Here is a 16,032-nt window from a genome sequence, read left to right as displayed (position 1 = left end):
ATCTCCTGGGTCTCGGCGATGCCGCCGATCATCGAGCCGGCGGAGGTGCGTCGGCCGCCGATCAGCGACATGGCGTGCAGGCTCAGCGGCTCGGCGGGCGCCCCGACGTTGACCAGCGCGCCGTCCACGGCCAGCAGCGACAGGTACGCGTCGACGTCGAGATGCAGCCGACGCCGACGAGGTCGCCGACCCGGTGCCGGGTGACGTCGGCGCCGACCTCGGCGACGACACCGACGATCTCGTGGCCGGGGACGACGGGGAACGGCTGTGGCCCCCGGTCGCCGTTCACGGTGTGGATGTCGGAGTGGCAGATGCCGGCGTACCGGATCTCGACGAGGACGTCTCGGGGGCCGACGTCGCGGCGCTCGATCGTCGTGGGGGCCCGCGGGCGGCCGGCGGCGGGGGCGGCGTAGGCGTTGACGCGCATGCGGGTGTGCTCTCCGTTCGGGGGTGGGTCGTCGCCGTCGGTCGACGGCGGGAGCGGCGGCGATCGAGCCGCGGGTGGTCTGCCCGGGGTCTCGCCCTCAGGGGCGCAGCAGCGCCTTGATCGCGCGGCGCTCGTCCATCGCGGGGTAGCCCTCGGCGGCCTGCTCCAGCGGGAGCTCGAGGTCGAAGACCCTCGACCCGTGGGCGCGCGACTACTACGGGGACCGGGAGCTCGCCGCCAACACCACCGTCGCGCTGCTGCGCGGGGAGGCCGGCCGCCGCCCGTTCGACGCGCAGCTCCGCGAGCTCCTCGGGGAGCTGTCCACGGTCAGCGAGGAGTTCCGGGTCCGCTGGGCGGCGCACGACGTCCGCATCCACCCCAACGGCGCCACGCAGTTCCGCCACCCAATCGTCGGCACGCTCGACCTCGGCTACCACACGTTCGACCTGCCGGCCGAGGACTCCGCGGACCTGCGCATGACCGTCTACACCGCCGAGCCCGGCACCCCGTCCGAGGACGCCCTCGAGGTCCTCGCCAGCTGGGCCGCGACCGCGGGCCAGGAGCAGCCCGGCCCGGCGGCCGACCGCGTCTGAGCCGCCGGTGTCGTCCGGTCGGCCGGCCGGACTGCCGATGCGGTCGCCGTGGACAACGAGCAGCGCACCGTCCTGGTCACCGGGTGCTCCTCCGGGCTCGGCCTGGAGACCGCCGTCGAGCTGGCCCGCCGCGGCCGGCACGTCGTGGCCTCGATGCGCGACCCCGGCCGGCGGGCCACGCTCGACGCCCGCACCCGGGAGGCGGGGCTGGAGCCGCTCGACGTCGTCCAGCTGGACGTGACCGACGCGGAGTCCTCCCGGCGGGCGGTGGAGGAGACCCTCGCGCTCACCGGCGGCCGGCTCGACGCGCTGGTGAACAACGCCGGCACCGCGAGCGGGGGGGCGTTCGAGGACACCGACGAGGACGAGTGGCGCCGGGTCCTCGACACCAACCTGCTCGGCGCCCTCCGGCTCACCCAGCTGGTGCTGCCGGTGATGCGGCGGCAGCGGGCCGGGCGTCTGGTCCTCGTCTCCAGCGACTCCGCCCGCTACGGCAACCCCGGGCTGTCGCTGTACTGCGCGTCGAAGTGGGCGCTCGAGGGCTGGGCGGAGTCGCTGGCCTACGAGGTCGAGCCGTTCGGCGTCCGGGTGGTGCTGGTCGAGCCGGGCAACTACGACACCGCGATCTGGGCGACGACGCCGCGCACCACCCCGCCCGGCAGCCCCTACCGCGGCCTGCTGCAGGCCGTCGAGCGGTTCGTCGAGGAGGAGCACCTCCCCCGCTCGCGCGACCCCCGCGAGGTGGCGCGCGCCGTCGCCCGGGCGCTCGACTCCGACCGCCCGCGGTTCCGGGTGACCGTCGGGCCGGACGCAAAGCTGGCCGCGGTGCTCGACAAGGTGCCGTACCGGGTGGCGGCCGCCGCCGTCCGCCGGGTCACCGGCCTGCACCGCTGGAAGCCCTGAGCCCCGCGGGCGGGCCCGCCGCCGACGGCGCAGGCTGGGCCCGTGCGACGTCCCCTGCTGACCTCCTCGGCCGCCGTCGGGCTGACCGCCCTGGTCGGCTCGGCCGGGACCGACGTCGGCTCGTCCTGGTACCGCGGGCTCGACAGGCCCCGCTGGCAGCCGCCCGGCCCGGTGTTCGGGATCGCGTGGACGGCGCTGTACGCGCTGCTGGCGTTCGCCGGCGGGCGCCTCCTGGAGCGGGGCGACCCGGCGGACGCCCGGGCCCTGGCCGGCAACCTCGTGCTCAACGCGGGCTGGACGTGGGCCTTCTTCCGCGCACACCGGCCGCCGCTGGCGACGGCGGAGGCGGCGCTGCTGGCGGCGTCGACGGCCGACCTCACGCGGCGCACCGGCCGCGTGGACCGTGCCGCGGGCCGGGCACTGCTCCCCTACGCGGCCTGGACGGCGTTCGCGGCGGTGCTCAGCGCCGAGATCGCCCGCCGGAACCGGCGCTGACCGGCCTCATCCGCCCGCGACCTCCGCGGCGACGTCCACGAGCGCGTCCAGCACCCGGCGGACGACCAGCCGCTCGGCGGTGTCCGGCCGCAGCAGCGCGTCGACCTGCCGGCCGGCCCGCACCCCCACCAGCGGCAGCAGCCGCACGCCGGGGTGGCCGCCGCCGGTGAACCGCGGCAGCAGCGAGATCCCGTGCCCGGCGGCCACCAGCGCCTCGACGACGGAGAAGTCGTTGATGCGGTGGGCGATCCGCGGCGCGGTGCCCGACCCCGCGGCGACGGCGGCCAGCACGGTGGCGACCGGGAAGCCCTCGCGCACGGCGATCCAGTCCTCGTCCACCAGGTCCCCGGGGCGCACCTGCGACCGGCCGGCCAGCGGGTGGTCACGGGGCACGGCGACGTCGAGCGGCTCCCGCAGCAGCGGGACGACGCGCAGCCCGGGGGTGGGCCACTGCGCGCCGTCGGGCCGGTGGGCGACGACGACGTCGACCCGGTCGGTGAGCGCGGGGAACTCGTCGAGCGCGACGTCCTCGTCCGAGCACTCGACGGTGATCCCGCCGAGCTCGCGCACCCGGGTGAGCAGCGGCGGCAGCAGCAGCTGGGCGCCGCTCTGGAACGCCGACACCCGCACGGTGCCCTCGGGGCGCTCGAGGAAGGCGGCGCAGGCGGCCCGCGCCCGCTCGACGGCGACCGCGACGTCGACCGCCGCCTCGGCCAGCGCCTCCCCCGCCGCGGTCAGCCGCAGCCCGCGCCCGACCCGCTCGGTGAGCGGCACCCCGGCCTCCCGCGAGAGGACGGCCAGCTGCTGCGACACCGCCGACGGCGTCAGGTGCAGGACGGCGGCCGCGGCGGTGACCCCGCCCTGGGTGCGCACGGCGCGGAGGGTCTCCAGCGCGCGGACGTCCATGCAGCGACGCTACATCGTCACGTGAGGAACTTGCGCTGGTGTCGCACGGTTGCAGGATGCACGCTCGACGCCGTGCCGACCCGCGACCGCCTGCTCGCCCTCCTCGTGGCCGTCGTCTGGGGACTGAACTTCCCGGCGATCCACCTGTCGCTCGAGCAGTTCCCGCCGTTCTTCCTCGTGGCGCTGCGGTTCGCGCTGGTCGCCGTCCCGACGGTGCTGCTGGTGCCCCGGCCCGGCGTCCCGTGGCGGTGGGTGCTCGGGTACGGCGCCGGCTTCGGCGTCCTGCAGTTCGTGTTCCTCTACGTCGCGATGGACACCGGCATGCCGACCGGCCTCGCCTCGCTGGTGCTGCAGTCCTCGGCGCCGTTCACGGTGGTGCTGGCCGGGCTGCTGCTCCGCGAACGGCTGACCGGTCGGCAGGCGGCCGGGGTGGGGCTCGCCGTCGTCGGCCTGGCCGGCATCGCCGCCCACCGGGCCGGGCTGGACGGCGGCGCCACGCTGCTGCCGGTGCTGCTCACGCTGTGCGGCGGCCTGGGCTGGGCGCTGGGCAACCTGTGCAACCGGCAGGCGCGACCGGCCCGGCCGTTCCGGCTCATGCTCTGGATGACCGTCGTGCCGCCGCTGCCGATGCTCGCGCTGTCGCTGGCGACCGAGGGCCCGGCCCGCATCGGCACGTCGCTGGCGACGCTCGGGACGACGACGGGGCTGCTCGCGCTGGCCGGCCTGCTCTTCACCGTCGTGGTCGCCACGCTGCTCGGCTCCGGCATCTGGACGGCGCTGATGAGCCGGCACCCCTCGGGCACCGTGGCGCCGTTCTCGATGCTGGTGCCCGTCGTCGGCATGGGCTCGGCGTGGCTGTTCTTCGGCGAGCGGTCGCCGCTGGTCGAGCTGGCCTGCGGCGCGCTCGTGGTGGCCGGCGTCCTGTTCGGCAGCCGGCCGCCCCGGACGCGGCCGGCACCTCGCGTGCTGGAGCACTCCACCGCCTGACCGGACCGACCCTGCACCGGGCTCCGGGCCGACTCGACCGGCCGCGTCCCGGGCGCCCGGTCCCGGGCCGCCACCGGGGAGATCTCGCGACACACGGGTGAACGGCGCCGGGATGCATGGACGAACGGAACGCCCCGGGTCAGGATGGGCGGGCTGTGACAGCTCAGGGGGAAGCATCCATGGACAGGAAGCGGCGCGGGGTCCGGTCCGCCCGGTTGATCCCGGGGCTCGGCGCCAGCGCGTGCGCGCTCGGGATGGCGGCCGCGTTGGCGGCGGTCTCCGGGCCGCCGGTCGCGGGCGCGGTCGGGGCGGACACGACGTCGGCCGAGGCTCGGCGGGGCAGCGCCGGCGACGGGCCGGGCGAGGGCGGCCCGCTCGTGATGCCGAGCATCGGCGTCACCGCGCCCGGGTTCGAGGACGGCTGGGCCCCCGCGGCCGCCACCCGGCCCGCGCCGGACGAGGACGCCGACGACTCCTCCCCGAGCTTCCTCCCCCGGGGCTCCTTCCCGCGCGGGTCGTCCACCGACCACCGGTCCCTGCCGACGGAGGTCCCGGCCGAACCCGCGCCGGTCGCCCCCGCTCCCCTCGCCCCCGCTCCCCTCGACCCCGTTCCTCTCGACCTCGCACCCGCCGCCCCGGCTCCTGCCGCGCCGGCGCCCAGCCTCCCCGCCCCGGCTCCCGTGGCTCCCGCGGCTCCCGTGGCTCCCGTGGCTCCCGCGGCCGAGGCGCCGGCGCCCCCGCCGCCTCCGGTCGAGCAGCCGCCGGCCGGGCAACCGCCCGCCGGGCAACCGCCCGCCGAGCAGACGCCCGCCGAGCAGACGCCCGCCGAGCAGACGCCCGCCGAGCAGACGCCCGCGCCGGCGGACCCCGCCCCGCCGGCGTCGGAGCCTGCCGAGGAGCTGCCCGCGGACCAGCCGCCGGTCGAGCAGCCCGCGGTCGAGCCGGCCCCGGTCGAGCAGCCGCCCGTCGGGGAGCAGCCCGCCGAGGAAGCGCCGGCCGAAGAGCCGCCGGCCGAGGAACCGCCGGCCGAGCAGCCGTCGTGCGGGGACGCCGACGCCGGGACCTCGACCGCCCCGGCTCCCGACCCTGCGGCCGCCCCGGCCACGGAGGCGACGACGGCCCCGGCGACCGCGGAGTCCCCCGAGCCGACGGCGCCGGAGGAGTGCACCGCGGCGGAGCCCTCCGCCACCGAGGACGTCCCGGCTCCCTGAGCCGGGCGCGGGTGCCTCAACCCAGGTCCCGGACGTACCAGACCTCGCGCAGCCGCCGTCCGGCCCAGTCCCGCTCGAGCACCTCGCCCGTCGGCCGCCACCCGGCCCGCTCGTAGAAGGCGCGCGGGCCGGCGTTGCGCTCCTCGGTGCGCAGCCGGGCCCGGTCCCACCCGGCCGTCCGCAGCAGGTCCAGGACGGCCGCCAGCAGCGCCCGCCCGGTGCCCCTGCCCTGCTCGTCGGGGTCCACGTAGAGCAGCGCGACCTCACCGGTCGCGACGTCGGCCCGCCCGAACCCGACGACGACGCCGTCCCGCTCGGCCACGAGGAACCCGTCCGCGGGGACCCGCTCCCGCCAGAGGGGCACGTCCGGCTCGGCCAGGACGTCGCCGAGGAACGCCGACCACGCCGCCCGCCCGGCCCGCGCGTGCACCCTCGCGACGGCGGCGGCGTCCGCGGGCCCCGCCGGCCGGATCACCACCTCGCCCACGACGGCAGTCTGACCCCGCCGGGCGGCCCGAGCGGCCGCAGCCGAGGATGGGGCGTGCCCATCGACGCCACCACGAACTACACCGCCGCCCCCGACCGCGTGTTCGCCGAGCTCACCGACGAGGTCTTCCTGCGCGAGGTCGCCCAGGCCCTGGACGCCGACGTGCACGAGGTCTCGAGCCGGGCGAACGGGACGGGCAACACCACCCGCGTGCGGCTGTCGGCGCCGACGACGGGCATCCCGCCGGTCTTCGCCCGCTTCGTGGGCAGCACCGTCCCGGTCACCGAGACCACCACCTGGCAGCCCGACGGCGACGGCGGCTACCGCGGCGCCCTCGACCTGCGCGCCGAGATCCTGGGCCGCGAGGCACGGGTCACCTGCGAGCGCCGGCTGACCCCCGCATCCGGCGGCGGCACCCGCGCCACGGTCACCGGCGACGCCAAGGTCGACGCGCCCTTCATCGGCCGCCAGGCCGAGGGCGCGGTCCGCGACCTGGTCACCCAGGTCGTGCTGCGGCGCGAGCACGAGGTGCTGCAGCGCCGCCTCGGGGAGGGCTGAGCTCAGGGCGCGTTCGAGCCCCAGCGCGCCACGTCGCCGCCGGCGTCGTCGACGAGCACGTACTCCGCGGCACCGGGCGGGTCGTCCGCGCGGTGCCGGGCGACGACGTCGACGGCCTCGGTCTCGGCGGCGGTCGCGTCGGCGGCGTCCCACTCCTGCAGGACGGCGCCGTCTCCGGTGGTCAGGCGGAACTGCGGCATGGCCGGACGGTAGCCGCGGGCGCCGCCGGCCGCCCGCTCACGCGAGCCCGGCCAGGGCACGGACCAGCACGTCGCGGGTGTCCGCGGGGTCGACGACGTCGTCCACCTCGAACGCCGACGCCACGTTGAGCGCCTTGCCCTGCGCGTAGGAGGCGGCGACCAGCTCGGCGAACCGGGCGTCACGCTCCCCGGGCGGCAGGGCATCCAGCTCGCGCCGGTACCCGAGCCGCACCGCGCCCTCCAGGCTCATCGGCCCGAACTCGCCGGTCGGCCAGGCCAGCGTGAGCAGCGGGACCTGCAGGTCGCCGCCGAGCATCGCCATCGCGCCCAGCCCGTACGCCTTGCGCAGCACCACCGCCAGCAGCGGGACGCCGAGCTGCGCCCCGGCCACGTACAGCCCGCCGAAGCGGCGCACGGTGCCGGTGCGCTCGGACTCCGGACCGACCATGAACCCGGGGGTGTCCACCAGCGAGACCACCGGCAGCCCGGTGGAGGAGCACAGCCGCAGGAGCGCCGCGGCCTTGTCCGCCGACTCGCCGTCGATCGCCCCGCCGAGGTGCCGCGGGTCGTTGGCCACGAACCCCACCGGCCGCCCGTCCAGGCGGGCCAGCGCGGTGACGATCCCCCGCCCGAACGACGGCCGCAGCTCCAGCACGCTGCCGGGGTCGGCGAGCGTGGCGACCACCGGCCGCACGTCGTAGCTGCGCACCCGGTTGGCCGGCAGCGCCGTCCGCAGTGGCCGCTGGTCGGCGGCCTCCGCCGGCACGACCCGCCCGGTCAGCAGCCCGACCGCCTGCCGCGCGGCGGCCACGGCCGCGGCGTCGTCGGGCACCACGACGTCGACGACGCCGTTGGCCGCCTGCACCGCCGTCGGCCCGACGTCCTCCGGCGCGACGACGCCCAGCCCGCCGGCCTCGATCATCGCCGGGCCGCCCATCCCGATGCTGCTGTCCTCGGTGGCGATGACGACGTCGCAGCAGCCGACCAGCGCGGCGTTGCCGGCGAAGCAGTACCCGGAGACGACGGCGACCGTGGGCACCTTCCCGGCCAGCCGCGCCATCGTGGTGAAGGTCGGGACGTCGAGCCGGGAGAAGCCGCCGCCGTCGGTGTCGCCGGGCCGCCCGCCGCCGCCCTCGGCGACCAGCACCACGGGCAGCCCGCGCTCGGTGGCGACCTCGAGCAGCCGGTCGGTCTTGCGGTGGTTGGTGCGGCCCTGGGTGCCGGCCAGCACGGTGTAGTCGTAGACGAGGACCGCGCACGGCACCCCGCCGACCTCGCCGATGCCGGTGACCATGCCGTCGGCCGGCGTCCGCGCGACCAGCTCGGCCAGCGTCCGCCGCGCGCGCTGGGCGGCGATGCCGAGCTGGCCGTACTCGACGAAGGTGCCCTCGTCGACCAGCGCGGCCACCGTCTCCCGCGCGGTCATCCGCCCCGCCGCGTGGCGGCGGGCGACCGCCTCGGGCCGGGCGTCGTCGAGGGTGGCGGCGCGCCGCTCCTGCAGCTCGGCGAGCTCCGGGCGGATCGCACCGGGGTCCTCGGAGGACGGCCCGCCGTCGGCGCCGCCGGCCTCACCGGGGACGACCCCGCCGAGCACCGTCCCCGCCGTGACGACGTCGCCGACGCGCACGGCCAGGCCGGTGACCACGCCGGCGGCCGGCGCGGCCACGACGTGCTCCATCTTCATCGCCTCGAGCACCAGCAGCGCCGCCCCGGCGGCGACGGCGTCGCCCTCGGCGGCGGCCACCTCGACCACCGCGCCCGACAGGGGCGCGGTCACCGGCAGCACGCCGTCGACGGCCGCCGCGACCTCGGCCGGGCGGTCGGGCACCAGCCCGGCCAGGCGCGCGTCGACGACGTCGGTGGTCGCGCGGCCGTCGGCCACCTCGGGGAGGTCGAGCAGCGCCGCGAGCAGGTCCGCGTTCACCGGCACCCCGACGACGTCGAGCTCGGCCAGCGCGCGGCGGCAGCCGGCCAGCGCCCGCGGCAGGTCCCGGTCGGCGACGACCACCTTGGCCAGCAGCGAGTCGTAGCGCGGGCCGACCTCGTCGCCGGCGACCACGCCGGTGTCCACCCGCACGCCGCGCCCGGTCGGCGGCACGAACCGCTCCAGCCGCCCGGCCCCGGGGTGCACGGTCCCGTCGGGCAGCAGCGTCTCGGCGTTGACCCGCGCCTGGACGGCGGCCCCGCGCGACGGCGGCGGCGTGGCCAGGCCCAGGTCCGCGAGCGTCGCGCCCTCGGCCAGCCGGATGCCGACCTCGACGAGGTCCAGCCCGGTGACCTCCTCGGTCACGGTGTGCTCGACCTGCAGCCGCGGGTTGACCTCGAGGAAGGCCACCTCGTCGCCGCGGACCCCGTCGTGGCGGACGAGGAACTCCACGGTGGCCAGCCCGCGGTAGGCCAGCGACCCGCACAGCGCGGTGGCGTGCGCGGCCAGCCGGGCGCGCAGGCCGTCGTCGAGCCCCGGCGCGGGGGCGACCTCGACCAGCTTCTGCCGCCGCCGCTGCAGCGAGCAGTCGCGGTCGCCGAGGGCCACCACGGCCGCGCCGTCGCCGGCCACCTGCACCTCGACGTGCCGCGCGCCGGTCAGCAGCCGCTCGACGTAGACCGCGCCGTCGCCGAACGCCGCCCGCGCCTCCGAGCGGGCCCGCTCCAGCGCGGCGGGCAGCTCGGCGGCGTCGCGCACCGGGCGCATCCCGCGGCCACCGCCCCCGGCCACCGCCTTGACCATCACCGCGCCGCCGTCGCCGAGCCCCGCGAGGAAGGCGGTCGCGGCGGCGAGGTCGGTGTCGCCGTCGGTGGCAGCCAGCACGGGCAGGCCCAGCTCGCCGGCGCGGGCGCGGGCGGCGGTCTTGTCACCGAGCAGGGCGAGCGCGGCGGCGTCCGGTCCGACGAACGCGACCCCGGCGTCCGCGCAGGCGCGGGCCAGGTCGGGGCTCTCGGCGAGGAAGCCCCAGCCGGGGTGCAGCCCGTCGGCGCCGGCGCGGACGGCGGCCCCGACGACGGCGCCGACGTCCAGGTAGGCCGCCGGCCCGGTCCCGGGGAGGCGGACGACCTCGTCGGCGCGACGGGTGTGCAGGCTCCCGGCGTCGTCCTCCGGCGCGACGGCGACGGTGGACAGGCCCAGGGCGGCGGCGCTGCGGAACACCCGGGCGGCGACCTCGCCGCGGTTGGCCACCAGCAGGCGGGTGATGCTCATCGGCGCCGGAGTCTAGGTGGCGCCGGTCACGCTCCCAGCCCCGGCGCCGCCCCGCCGAGCCCGGCGTCGCGGGCGCGGGCCACGGCCTCGGCCCGGCTGCCCACCTCCAGCTTGGCGAGGACGGTGGAGACCACGTTGCGCACGGTCTTGTCCGACAGGAACAGCCGCCGGGCGATGTCGCCGTTGGACAGCCCGCCGGCGAGCAGCCCCAGCACCTCCCGCTCCCGCTCGGTGAGGGTCGGGAACGCCGACAGCGCGTCGCCGCGGGGCCGCAGGTGCGCCAGCGCCGACCCGACGCCGCGGCCGAGGATCGTCTCGCCGTCGGCGACCGCCTCGATCGCCCGGGCGATCTGCGCCCGCGACGCGCCCTTGACCAGGTAGCCGCGGGCGCCGGCCCGCAGCGCCGCGGCGACGGCGTCCTCGTTCTCCACCATCGTGAGCACCAGGACGGCGGTGTCCGGCAGCGCCTCGGTGATCCGGGCGGTGGCGTCCAGGCCGTTGCCGCCGGGCAGGTGCAGGTCCATCAGGACGACGTCGGGCCGGTGCTCCAGCGCCGCGGCGACCGCGCCGGTGGCGTCCCCGGCCTCGGCGACGACCTCCGCCCACGGCAGCGAGCCGACCAGCGCCACGAGCCCGTCACGGAACAGCGGGTGGTCGTCGACGACGAGGACGGTGGTCACGAGGACACCGCCGGCAGTGCCGCCGTGGGCAGGGCCGCCGTGGGCAGCACCGCCCGGACCGTCGTCCCCGGGCCGCCGGTGACCTCGCAGCTGCCGCCGAGCTCGGCGGCGCGCTGGTGCATCGAGCCCAGGCCCACGCCGGTGCGGCTGCCCGGCCGGACCCCGACGCCGTCGTCCTGCACGCAGACCTCCAGGGAACCGTCGCGGTGGGTGATGACGACCGAGGCCCGGCCGGCGCGGGCGTGCCGCGCCACGTTGGTCAGGGCCTCGCCGGCGATGCGGAAGGCGGCCACCTCGGCGGCGGCCGGCAGCGGGCCGAGGTCGTCGGGGACGTGCACGGCCACCTCGACGCCGGCGTCGGCGAGCCGGGCGGCGTGGGCGCGGACCGCGCCGGCCAGGCCGAGGTCGCCGAGCGCGGCCGGGCGCAGGTCGTCGACGATCCGCCGGACGTCGGCGACCGTGCCGCGCAGGTGCTCCGCGGCCCGGTCGAGCATCGCGGTCGCCCGGGCCGGGTCGACCGGCACCAGCTCGGCCGCCGCCTCCAGCTGCATCGCCGTCGCCGCGAGCACCGGGCCGAGGTCGTCGTGCAGGTCGTGCCGCAGCCGCCGGCGCTCCTCCTCCCGCGAGGTGACGATCGACTCGCGGGAGCGCTGCAGCTCCTCCTGCAGCAGGACGGCGTGCGCGGCCTGGCCGGTCTGCCGGACCAGCTCGTCGAGCAGGCCGCGCAGCCGCGGGCCGAGGCCGCCCGCCGGCAGGACGACGTCGAGCTCGCCGACGCCGCGGCCCTGGTGCACCAGCGGCAGGGTGCGCACCTCCTCCCCCGGCTCGGGCGCGCGCCCGGCGGTCACCGGCGCCCGCCCGGGCAGCCGCAGCGCCACCGACGGCAGCCGCAGCGTGCGGGCGAGGACGCCGACCACGCCCGGCAGCACCTGCGCGGGCGTCGTCGCCGAGTCCACCTGCCGGCCGAGCTCGCCGACCACCGTGCCCGGGTCGGCGTCCTGCCCGTACAGCAGCCGGTTGACCCCGCGCTGCAGGACGTCGCGGGCCGGCTGGACGAGCACCGCGGCGAGCGCGAACACCAGCAGGTCCGAGCGCCGGGCGAGGCCGCCGAGCAGGGCGCCGGCCGCGACGAGCAGGACCCCGTGCACGACCAGCGCCAGCAGGGTCAGCGAGAGGTAGACCAGCGTGCGGCCCAGCGCCGGGTCCAGGTCCCACAGCCGCGTGCGGGTCAGCGCCCACGCGGCGGCGGCCGGCAGCGGCAGCAGGGCGGCGGCGATCAGCGCGGTCTCCGCCGTCGGCACCGTCCACGCCAGGGCCAGCAGCAGCAGGGTGCCCAGCGCGCCGGCCAGCACCCACAGCACCTGCTCGCGGGCCTGCCCGGAGCTGCGCCGCAGCCGCACGACGAGCGAGGCCACGCCCGCCGCGGTGCCCGCGAGCGCGAGCACCAGCGAGACGCCGACCAGCGCGAACGAGCCGTCCACGCCCACCGGGTTGGTCAGGTGCGCGTAGGCGGCGGGGACGGGGCGGTCCTGCTGGTCGTACGGGGTGAGCGCCCAGCCGACCGGCGCCAGGACGACCGCCGCGGCACCCACGGCGGCCGCCGCCCGCCACCCGCGCCCGGGCAGCCGCCCGCCGGGCAGCACCTGCAGCAGCAGCGCGGCCACCGGCACGTAGGCCGGCACCCACAGCCACGAGGACACCCAGAACGCCCCGGCGGTCAGCGACGACGACGGGTCGGTGGCGACGGCGGCCGCCGCGAGCGTGGTGGCCAGCGCCACCCCGCCGCTGCACACGCCGACGAGCAGCATCAGCCAGCCGGCGAGCAGCCGCGGCCGCGCCGCGGCGACCACCGCGCCCAGCACGCCGGACCCGCCGGCGCCGGCCAGCCCCCACGCGACCGCGGCGGCGTCGGGGTCGGGCACCCGGGTCAGAGCGAGGACGAGCGCGGCGACCGCGGCGGCCAGCCCCGCCGCGGCGAGGCCGGCGGCGACGACGGTCCGGGCGGCGGGCACCGCGACATGGTGGCAGCGCAGTCGTCCCGGGACCCAGGGACTCCGGCACCGCGCCGTGTCGGGACACCCGTCCGATGCCGCCGGGACGCCCGGGCCGCGACGGTTCCGGTGCCCGGCCGACGGAGCCGGACCCCCAGGAGGAACACCGTGACCACCACCCGCCTCGGCTCCGGCCTCACCGCCCCCGAGACCACCGCCGCCGAGACCCCCGCCCCCGACGCCACCGCCTCCGCTCCGGCGGCCGCCCCGGCGCCGCACCCCCGCCGGCGGCTGCTGGCCGGCGCCGCCCTGCTCGGCCCGGTCGCGCTCGCGGCCCAGTACGTGCTCTCGTCGGAGGGCCTCCCCCGCGACGAGGCCGGCCCGTGGCTGGCCGGGCTCGCCGAGTCGCCGACCGCGCAGGTCGCCTCGGTCGTCGTCTACCTCGTGGCGATGGTCGCCGGGATCGCCGGCGCCGCGGCGATCGCGCTGGCCTGCGGCCGCCGCGCCCCGTGGCTGTCCGGCGTCGCCGCGGCGCTGCTCGCGGCCGGCAGCGTCGGCGGCGGCGGGTTCGCCGGGATGCGGCTGATCGCCGTCGTCCTGGCCGGCGAGGGGGGCCCGTCGGCGGCGGGCACCTGGACGTCGGTGCAGCAGGGCCCGCCGTTCCTCGTCCTCGGCCCGCTGGTCGGCATGGCGATCGCCGGGACGCTGCTGGCCGCCGTCGCGCTGGTCCGCGCCCGTGCCGACGTCACCGTCTGGGCGGCGCCCGCCTACCTGGCCGGGTTCGTCCTCGCGAGCGGCGAGTTCCCGGTCGCGGTGAGCGTCCTCGGCGAGGCGCTGGTGCTCGCCGCGCTCGTGCCGGTCGTCCGGGCCGCGCTGCGCCCCTGAGCTCCCGGCCGCCGGCCCCCGTCCCCCGCGGGACGGGGGCCGGCGCCGTCCCGGGCGAGCGGACCGCGCCGTCGGCGGGCAGGCTGCGGTCATGACGACGCCGTCGCAGCCCGACCAGCCGCAGCCGCGCGACATCGCCCTCGAGATGGAGGACGCGGAGACCGAGGCCTCCCTCGAGGCGCAGAGCGAGCCGGAGCCGCCGCAGGACGGGACCGACTGAGGGCGGGACGCCGGCTCCCTCCCGGGCGTACCGTCCGCCCATGTCCGCCGACACGGGTGCAGGGCGGCTGGTCGCCGGCCGCTACGCGGTCACCGGGATGCTCGGCCGCGGCGGGATGGGCGTGGTCTGGAGCGCGACCGACCAGGTGCTGGGCCGGCCGGTGGCGCTCAAGGAGGTCACCTTCCCGGCCCACCTCAGCGACGACGAGCGCGGGACGCTGCGCGACCGCACGCTGCGCGAGGCCAGGGCGGCGGCGCGGCTCGTGCACCCGTGCGTGACCACGCTGTACGACGTCGTCGAGGAGGACGGCCGGCCCTGGCTGGTCATGGAGCTCGTCGACGCCCGCAGCCTCCAGGAGATCGTCGAGCGGCAGGGTCCGCTGCCCTGGCCGGCGGTGGCCCGCATCGGCCTCGACGTGCTGGCCGCGCTGGAGGCCGCGCACGCCGCCGGGATCGTGCACCGCGACGTCAAGCCGGCCAACGTGCTCGTCGGCCGCGACTGCTCGGCGCACCTCACCGACTTCGGCATCGCGGTCGCCACGGGCGGCCCGTCGATCACCACGTCCGGGGCGATCATCGGCTCGCCGTCCTACATGGCGCCGGAGCGGGCGCGGGGCGAGGAGCCCGGCCCCGCCGTGGACCTGTGGTCGCTGGGCGCCACGCTCTACACCGCCGTCGAGGGCCGGCGGGCCTTCGACCGGCCCGAGTCGATGGCCACCCTGCTGGCCGTCGTCTCCGAGGACCCCGCGCCGGCCCAGCGGGCCGGCCCGCTGGCGCCGGTGCTCGAGGGGCTGCTCACCAAGGACCCCGCGCGGCGCTGGGACGTCGCGCGGACGCGGGCCGCCCTGCGCGCCCTGTCCGAGCGGGCCGGGCCGGCGCCGGCGTGGCCCCCCGCCGCCGGCGGCCCGCGGGCCGCCGATCCGCGCCCCGCCGGTCCGCATCTCGCCCCCGGGGACCGGGTCGAGCGCTTCGACCTCGACGACCTGCGGGGGCTGGCCTCGGTGCTCGGCACCGTCGCCCGGGACGCCCGGGACCAGGCCCGCCACCTGGCCGACCGGCACCGGGAGCGGCGCGCCGAGCGGCACGCCCGGGCCGCCGCTCCCCCGCCGGCACCGCCGCCACCGCCCCGGCCCCGGCGGCGGTTCCGGCGCCGTTGGGTGGTCGTGCCGGTGCTGATCGCGGTGCTCGCCGTGCTGGCCGCGATCGGCGGGGTGCTGGCGCTAGTGGCCGCCGCGTTCGGCGTGTGGTGACCGGTCCAGCCGCGTGACGTCCAGCCGGTGCGCCGCGACGTAGTACAGCGTCGCGCCCTCCGGCACCGGGGTGTCCCAGGCGGGGCTGACCCGCAGGTCCTCGGCGGTCCGCAGTGCCAGCACCGTGGCGCCGTGGTCGCGGCCGAGGGCGGTCTGCCACTCGCCGAACGTCCGCGGCCGCGCACCGGCCGGCACCCGCAGCGAGTAGGTGTTGCCGTGCCCGCCCGCCGTCATGAGCTCGTTGTAGATCTCGGTGAGCCCGGGGTCGGCGGCCTCCTCCGACAGCAGGAACGGCATGTGCCACTGCACGACCTGCACGCCGGGGTTGACGTAGCGGAGGGTGTCGCGCCGGCCCAGGTCGCGGACCGCGGCGACCATGTGCACCCGCGGGTTGGCGTGGTCGACGGCGACCGCGATCGCCAGGGTCTCGTTGTCGTCGCGGCCGTCGATGACGACCGTGCGGGCGCGGGCGACGCCGGCGCGGTCCATGACGTCGGCGTGCGTGAGGTCGCCGCGGACGAAGGAGACCGCCGCCTCCTCGGGCATCGGGTTGACCGCGACGTCGTCGTGCGCGCACAGCGCGATGCGGGTGCCCGGCTCGACGGTCAGCTCGGTGACGATCCGCTCGGTCCGCCCCGGGGTGTAGCCCAGCACGACGACGTGGTCCCGGAGGTCCAGGCCGACCACTCCTCTCAGTCGCCTGCCCCGCGCGGTCTGCAGGGCGGTGGCCAGCTCGGTGAACAGCAGCGTCAGCGTGACGATCCCGCCGACGACGACGTAGGCGCCGACGACCCGGCCGCCGACCGACGACGGGTACAGGTCGCCGTAGCCGACGGTCGCGGCGGTGATGACGAAGTACCACCAGTAGCTCTCCGGCGCCGCGATCCCGGTCCCGGCCGGCTCGACCAGCGCCATCGCCGCCCAGCTGGTGAGGAACACCAGCAGGATGACCGCCAGCGGCAGGCGCCAGCCCGAGAGCCGGACGCGGAGGGAGCGCAGCAGCCGCTGCAGGAAGAACACCAACGATCTGGCTCCCTCGACGGC

At 78.3% G+C, this 16,032-nt stretch carries 17 protein-coding genes and 1 pseudogene; 9 read left to right on the top strand and 9 right to left on the bottom strand.

Annotated features, from left to right (window positions below; translation table 11 throughout):
* Positions 1-82: 82 nt before the first annotated feature.
* Positions 83-427, bottom strand: coding sequence for an alcohol dehydrogenase catalytic domain-containing protein (locus ACI8AR_RS18895; RefSeq protein ID WP_457052361.1), 345 nt, complete (start codon positions 425-427; stop codon positions 83-85).
* 251 nt (positions 428-678) lie between these two features.
* Here ACI8AR_RS18895 and ACI8AR_RS18890 point away from each other — a divergent pair.
* The 3 genes and pseudogenes from ACI8AR_RS18890 to ACI8AR_RS18880 all read left to right on the top strand — a co-directional run.
* Positions 679-900: pseudogene (locus ACI8AR_RS18890) on the top strand (MmyB family transcriptional regulator); the annotation flags it as partial.
* Positions 901-1,068: 168 nt separating this feature from the next.
* A complete protein-coding gene (locus ACI8AR_RS18885) occupies positions 1,069-1,923 on the top strand; it encodes an SDR family oxidoreductase (RefSeq protein ID WP_457052360.1) in 855 nt (284 codons plus the stop codon).
* Between the two features lie 42 nt (positions 1,924-1,965).
* A complete protein-coding gene (locus tag ACI8AR_RS18880; RefSeq protein ID WP_457052359.1) occupies positions 1,966-2,418 on the top strand; it encodes a TspO/MBR family protein in 453 nt (150 codons plus the stop codon).
* Between the two features lie 6 nt (positions 2,419-2,424).
* Here the strand turns inward: ACI8AR_RS18880 and ACI8AR_RS18875 are convergent, their stop codons facing one another.
* Positions 2,425-3,324 (bottom strand): LysR family transcriptional regulator, encoded by a 900-nt coding sequence (locus ACI8AR_RS18875; protein WP_457052358.1) that lies wholly within the window; start codon positions 3,322-3,324, stop codon positions 2,425-2,427.
* A 72-nt stretch (positions 3,325-3,396) separates the two neighbouring features.
* Here ACI8AR_RS18875 and ACI8AR_RS18870 point away from each other — a divergent pair, with 72 nt between their 5' ends.
* Positions 3,397-4,311 carry an EamA family transporter gene (locus tag ACI8AR_RS18870; RefSeq protein WP_457052357.1) on the top strand — a complete coding sequence of 305 codons (915 nt, stop codon included), beginning with the start codon at positions 3,397-3,399 and terminating at the stop codon, positions 4,309-4,311.
* A 163-nt stretch (positions 4,312-4,474) separates the two neighbouring features.
* On the opposite strand, the gene ACI8AR_RS18865 is transcribed toward ACI8AR_RS18870, so the two are convergent.
* A complete protein-coding gene (locus tag ACI8AR_RS18865) occupies positions 4,475-4,834 on the bottom strand; it encodes a hypothetical protein (protein ID WP_457052356.1) in 360 nt (119 codons plus the stop codon).
* A 184-nt stretch (positions 4,835-5,018) separates the two neighbouring features.
* Between ACI8AR_RS18865 and ACI8AR_RS18860 the strand changes: the two genes are divergently transcribed.
* Positions 5,019-5,522, top strand: a complete 504-nt coding sequence (locus ACI8AR_RS18860) for a hypothetical protein (protein WP_457052355.1) — start codon at positions 5,019-5,021, stop codon at positions 5,520-5,522.
* A 16-nt stretch (positions 5,523-5,538) separates the two neighbouring features.
* Here ACI8AR_RS18860 and ACI8AR_RS18855 read toward each other — a convergent pair whose 3' ends face one another.
* A complete protein-coding gene (locus ACI8AR_RS18855) occupies positions 5,539-6,009 on the bottom strand; it encodes an N-acetyltransferase family protein (protein ID WP_457052354.1) in 471 nt (156 codons plus the stop codon).
* A gap of 54 nt (positions 6,010-6,063) precedes the next feature.
* On the opposite strand from ACI8AR_RS18855, the gene ACI8AR_RS18850 reads away from it, so the two are divergent.
* Positions 6,064-6,567 carry a DUF2505 domain-containing protein gene (locus ACI8AR_RS18850; protein WP_457052353.1) on the top strand — a complete coding sequence of 168 codons (504 nt, stop codon included), beginning with the start codon at positions 6,064-6,066 and terminating at the stop codon, positions 6,565-6,567.
* 2 nt (positions 6,568-6,569) lie between these two features.
* On the opposite strand, the gene ACI8AR_RS18845 is transcribed toward ACI8AR_RS18850, so the two are convergent.
* Genes ACI8AR_RS18845 through ACI8AR_RS18830 form a run of 4 tightly spaced genes read right to left on the bottom strand, consistent with a single transcriptional unit; the run spans position 6,570 to position 12,655 of the window.
* Positions 6,570-6,767: a hypothetical protein gene (locus ACI8AR_RS18845; protein WP_456938345.1), complete on the bottom strand. Its 198-nt coding sequence runs from the start codon at positions 6,765-6,767 to the stop codon at positions 6,570-6,572.
* 37 nt (positions 6,768-6,804) lie between these two features.
* The gene (locus tag ACI8AR_RS18840; RefSeq protein ID WP_457052352.1) at positions 6,805-9,963 is read right to left on the bottom strand and encodes a carboxyl transferase domain-containing protein; all 3,159 of its coding nucleotides are present in this window, start codon (positions 9,961-9,963) and stop codon (positions 6,805-6,807) included.
* A 26-nt stretch (positions 9,964-9,989) separates the two neighbouring features.
* Complete coding sequence (locus ACI8AR_RS18835; RefSeq protein ID WP_457052351.1) at positions 9,990-10,643, bottom strand: response regulator; 654 nt, start codon at positions 10,641-10,643, stop codon at positions 9,990-9,992.
* Positions 10,640-12,655, bottom strand: coding sequence for a sensor histidine kinase (locus tag ACI8AR_RS18830; RefSeq protein WP_457052350.1), 2,016 nt, complete (start codon positions 12,653-12,655; stop codon positions 10,640-10,642). The genes ACI8AR_RS18835 and ACI8AR_RS18830 overlap by 4 nt, the downstream gene beginning before the upstream one ends.
* Before the next feature lie 147 nt (positions 12,656-12,802).
* Here ACI8AR_RS18830 and ACI8AR_RS18825 point away from each other — a divergent pair, with 147 nt between their 5' ends.
* From ACI8AR_RS18825 to ACI8AR_RS18815, 3 genes are all read left to right on the top strand, one after another.
* The gene (locus ACI8AR_RS18825) at positions 12,803-13,519 is read left to right on the top strand and encodes a hypothetical protein (RefSeq protein WP_457052349.1); all 717 of its coding nucleotides are present in this window, start codon (positions 12,803-12,805) and stop codon (positions 13,517-13,519) included.
* Positions 13,520-13,610: 91 nt separating this feature from the next.
* Entirely contained in the window at positions 13,611-13,739 is a 129-nt protein-coding gene (locus ACI8AR_RS18820; RefSeq protein WP_457052348.1) for a hypothetical protein, read from the top strand.
* A gap of 40 nt (positions 13,740-13,779) precedes the next feature.
* On the top strand, positions 13,780-14,988 hold the full coding sequence (locus ACI8AR_RS18815; protein ID WP_457052347.1) for a serine/threonine-protein kinase: 1,209 nt from the start codon (positions 13,780-13,782) through the stop codon (positions 14,986-14,988).
* On the opposite strand, the gene ACI8AR_RS18810 is transcribed toward ACI8AR_RS18815, so the two are convergent.
* Entirely contained in the window at positions 14,959-16,008 is a 1,050-nt protein-coding gene (locus tag ACI8AR_RS18810; RefSeq protein ID WP_456938371.1) for an NAD-binding protein, read from the bottom strand. The two genes, ACI8AR_RS18815 and ACI8AR_RS18810, sit on opposite strands and share 30 nt — an antisense overlap.
* Between the last annotated feature and the right edge of the window lie 24 nt (positions 16,009-16,032).

It is taken from the genome of Geodermatophilus sp. SYSU D01036 (assembly GCF_054050435.1).
Note: the sequence above shows the minus strand (reverse complement) of the source record. Positions and strands in the feature narration are given on the sequence as shown.